5 protein-coding genes are annotated in these 3,799 nt (G+C 65.6%); 2 read left to right on the top strand and 3 right to left on the bottom strand.

Translation table 11 applies throughout. From position 1 onward, the window contains the following. Both AUC71_RS15940 and guaB read left to right on the top strand, forming a co-directional pair. On the top strand, positions 1 to 803 hold an 803-nt coding region (locus tag AUC71_RS15940), incomplete at its 5' end, for a LysR substrate-binding domain-containing protein (RefSeq protein WP_204376763.1). Positions 804 to 878: 75 nt separating this feature from the next. Further along, on the top strand, positions 879 to 2,384 hold the full coding sequence (gene guaB / locus AUC71_RS15935) for an IMP dehydrogenase (RefSeq protein WP_069625039.1): 1,506 nt from the start codon (positions 879 to 881) through the stop codon (positions 2,382 to 2,384). Positions 2,385 to 2,510: 126 nt separating this feature from the next. Here the strand turns inward: guaB and AUC71_RS15930 are convergent, their stop codons facing one another. From AUC71_RS15930 to AUC71_RS15920, 3 genes are all read right to left on the bottom strand, one after another. Then, the gene (locus AUC71_RS15930) at positions 2,511 to 2,849 is read right to left on the bottom strand and encodes a tetratricopeptide repeat protein (protein ID WP_069625038.1); all 339 of its coding nucleotides are present in this window, start codon (positions 2,847 to 2,849) and stop codon (positions 2,511 to 2,513) included. Between the two features lie 29 nt (positions 2,850 to 2,878). Continuing rightward, positions 2,879 to 3,343 (bottom strand): tetratricopeptide repeat protein, encoded by a 465-nt coding sequence (locus AUC71_RS15925; RefSeq protein WP_069625037.1) that lies wholly within the window; start codon positions 3,341 to 3,343, stop codon positions 2,879 to 2,881. A 111-nt stretch (positions 3,344 to 3,454) separates the two neighbouring features. Next, a complete protein-coding gene (locus AUC71_RS15920; RefSeq protein WP_069625036.1) occupies positions 3,455 to 3,634 on the bottom strand; it encodes a hypothetical protein in 180 nt (59 codons plus the stop codon). Positions 3,635 to 3,799 lie beyond the last annotated feature (165 nt).

Below are 3,799 nucleotides of genomic sequence, written 5' to 3'. Positions count from 1 at the left end.
CCAGGACCACAAGGCGGCTCACGTTGACGGAGCCGGGCCGGGCCTATCTCGAGACGTGCCGGCGCGTGCTCGCCGATCTCGATGCGGCGGAGCGGCGCCTTGCGGGCGAGCAGGCCGAGCCGCAAGGCGTGCTGGCGCTCACTGCGCCGATCCTGTTTGGACGGTGCCATGTACAGCCTGTGGTGCATGCTTATCTCGATGCTTATCCCCGCGTGTCAGCCCGCATGTTTCTGGCGGACCGGATCGTCGATCTCGTGGAGGAGGAGTTGGATCTCGGCATCAGGATCGGCCACTTGCCCGATTCCGCCATGCGCGCGACGGCGCTCGGCAGCGTGCGCTACGTCTGTTGCGCAAGTCCGGCTATCTTGATGACGCCGGTGTGCCGGAGACGCCGCAGGCCCTCGCGGGCCATCGCTGCATCAGCTTCGCCACGTTCGCGCAACCGGGCCGTTGGTCGTTCTATGGGGGCGAAACCGCAAACGGTGACGGTGGTCCCGCGTCTCATCGTCAATACGGCCGAGGCCGCAATCGACGCGGCCAAGGCGGGGCTCGGCATCGTGCGCGTCCTCTCTTACCAGGCCGTGGAGGGATTCAAGGACGGGTCCCTCCGGATGGTCCTCGAGGCGTTCGAGCCAGAGCGCCTCCCGGTCAGTCTCATCCATCGGGAGGACCGGCTGCCGCAGGCCAAGGTGCAGAGCTTCGTGGCGCTCGCGGTGCCCCGCTTGCGCAGGGCCTTGAGGGACATCGCGGAGACTGAGGACAAAGCGCCCCACCAGCTTCCCAAGCCCGGTTCAAGCTGCTAAAGGAAGCCGCCAACCGGTCCCCGCGTCTTGCACCGCACCAATCGCGGGCGGCCCCAATTCATAAGAGGTTGGCCGATGCCCGACGGGCAGTCTTCGCAAGACCATTCCCGCTTTCCCGACCGCGCCATGGCGCTGACCTTCGACGATGTCCTGATCCGTCCGGGGCCGTCCGAAGTGTTGCCCAACGAGGTCAAGGTCGCCTCCCGCGTCACGCGGTCGATCGCCATCAATATTCCGATCCTGTCGTCGGCCATGGACACGGTCACCGAGGCGGGCCTCGCCATCGCCATGGCCCAGGCCGGCGGCATCGGCGTCGTCCACCGCAACATGGATGCCGAAGCCCAGGCCGCCCAGGTGGCCCAGGTGAAGAAGTTCGAGTCCGGCATGGTGGTGAACCCCGTCACCATCGATCCGGACGCCACTCTGGCCGACGCCCTGCAATTGATGGCCGACTACCGGATCTCCGGCATCCCGGTCGTGGAGTCCGCGGCGGGCGGCAAGCTGGTCGCAATTCTCACCAACCGCGACGTGCGTTTCGCCACCAACCCGGCCCAGCGGGTGGCCGAGCTGATGACCAAGGAGAATCTGATCACGGTCAAGGATACGGTGGACATGGAGGAGGCCAAGCGCCTGCTCCATCATTACCGCATCGAGAAGCTGCTCGTGGTGGACGACGACTATCGCTGCATCGGCCTGATCACCGTGAAGGACATCGAGAAGGCGCGCGCCCATCCGGATGCCTGCAAGGACGAGCAGGGGCGCTTGCGCGTGGCGGCGGCAACGAGCGTCGGGGATGCGGGCTTCTCGCGGGCGGAGCATTTGATCGACGCCGGTGTGGACCTGATCGTGGTCGATACGGCGCATGGTCACTCGCAGCTTGTGCTCGACCAGGTCGGGCGCATCAAGCGTCACTCGAATGCGGTGCAGGTTGTCGCGGGCAACGTCGCCACGGCCGAGGGCACGCGCGCGCTGATCGATGCCGGCGCCGATGCCATCAAGGTGGGCATCGGCCCCGGCTCCATCTGCACGACGCGCATCGTGGCGGGCGTCGGCGTGCCGCAGTTCAGTGCGCTGCTCGAGTCCGTCGAGGTGGCGAAGAAAGCGGACGTGCCGGTGATCTCCGACGGCGGCATCCGCTATTCGGGCGATCTGGCCAAGGCCCTCGCCGCGGGCGCCGACTGCGTGATGCTGGGCTCGCTGCTGGCGGGCACCGACGAGAGCCCGGGCGAGGTGTTTCTGTACCAAGGCCGCTCGTACAAGGCCTATCGCGGCATGGGTTCGATCAGCGCCATGGCGCGCGGCTCCGCCGACCGTTACTTCCAGCAGGAGATCAAGGACACGCTCAAGCTCGTGCCGGAAGGCATCGAGGGGCAGGTGCCCTATAAGGGGCCCGCGGGCAGCGTGCTCCACCAGCTCATCGGGGGCTTGCGCGCCTCCATGGGCTATACCGGCTCCCGCACCATTCCCGACTTCCAGGAGCGCGCCAAGTTCATCCGCATCTCGTCGGCCGCCTTCCGCGAAAGCCATGTGCACGACGTGACCATCACCCGGGAATCGCCCAACTACCCGCGCGAAGCGTAGCGCCTCGCAATCCAATCCTTGTCATTGCCCGGCTTGACCGGGCAATCCAGTAACCACCGACGCGCGTGATCGCGAAGGCCAGGGGTTACTGGATGCCCGCCTGCGCGGGCATGACAACGTGATGGGCTACTTCACGCCGAGCTTGCGGACCTCCTCGAAGATGCCGGGCTCGAGCCGCTCGGCCATGCGGAGATCGGCGCTGCCGTCGGTGGGCTCGCCCGTGCGGCTCTTCACAACGCCTCGGCCGACAAGCGCGAGCGCGTTGGTGTTTTGGATCTTGAGGGCCGTGTCGAAGTCGGAGCCCGCCTTGTCGAGATCGTCGTTCAGCACGTAGACCCAGCCGCGATCCACATAGCCCTTGGCGGTTTCGGGATCGAATTCGATGACTTTGGTGTAGTCGGCGATCGACAGGTCGTATTCCTTGCGTTTGCGATAGAGCTCCGCGCGGCTCGAATAGCCGTTCATGGCTTTTGGATCGAGCTCGATCTTTTTGTTCAGGTCGGTGAGCGCTTTGTCGTAGTCGGCCTTGTTGCCGTAGACGAGGCGCGCAGGAGATAATAGTCGGCGTCCCCGTCATTGAGCCCGATGGCCGTGTCGAGATCCGCGATGGCCTTGTCGTAGTCTTTGCTGGCGTCGTAGCCGGCCGCGCGCATGAAATAGCTGTTGGCGCGCTTGGGATCGATGGCGACGGCCGCGCTCATCTCATCGAGCGCCGCGTCGAGCTGGCCTGTGGCCGAGAAGCCGAGCGCACGCACGCTATGGGCGCGGATCAAGAGCTTCTTGTCGTCGTTGCCTTTGGCGATGAACGCCTCGCAGGCGTCGAGCACCTCCTTCACGGTCAACGTGCCGTCGAAGCAGGGATCCATCGGCTTGTCTTCGGCCGCGGCGGGCAGGCTGGCGAAGGCCAGTGCGGCGGCCAGCAGGCCGGCGGAGATGGGGGGGAAAGCGCGCAAGCGCATGGAAAACCTCCTTGGGAACTCGGGGAACTTTGCTGTTGGGGGTAGGTTTAGAAGGGCTCCCGGGGGTGCGTCAATTGAACATCCATCCATGTTTAAAGGGCATTTTGGCAATCACATGGAGCGCTCGATCCGGTAGCGGAGCCTATAGTCGTCGGTCTCCTTGCCCTTTCGCAGCGCGCCGTCAGGCCCGTCGGCGATCTCGTCGACCCGCCGCCAGGCGCTGAAATCCTGCGTCCCGGCCGGATTCGCCGCAAGCCCGAGGAGGAACAGGCGGTCGGGCTCGCCCGGCATGCGCAGAACGAGAATGCGGCGCGAGGTGCGGAAATGAGAGGTCCACTTGGCCTTTGATGACGGACCGCCCGCCGGCCGTGGTCATGGTAAAGGTCGACGGCATGGTGTTCTTGTCGGTGTTGAGATCGACCGAGACGCCGTCTGCCGGTGGCTTGGCGTCTTCCG

The organism is Methyloceanibacter marginalis, assembly GCF_001723295.1.
GTDB lineage: Bacteria > Pseudomonadota > Alphaproteobacteria > Rhizobiales > Methyloligellaceae > Methyloceanibacter > Methyloceanibacter marginalis.
The sequence above is the reverse complement of the archived record's forward strand: the minus strand, read 5'-3'. Positions and strand labels throughout refer to the sequence as shown.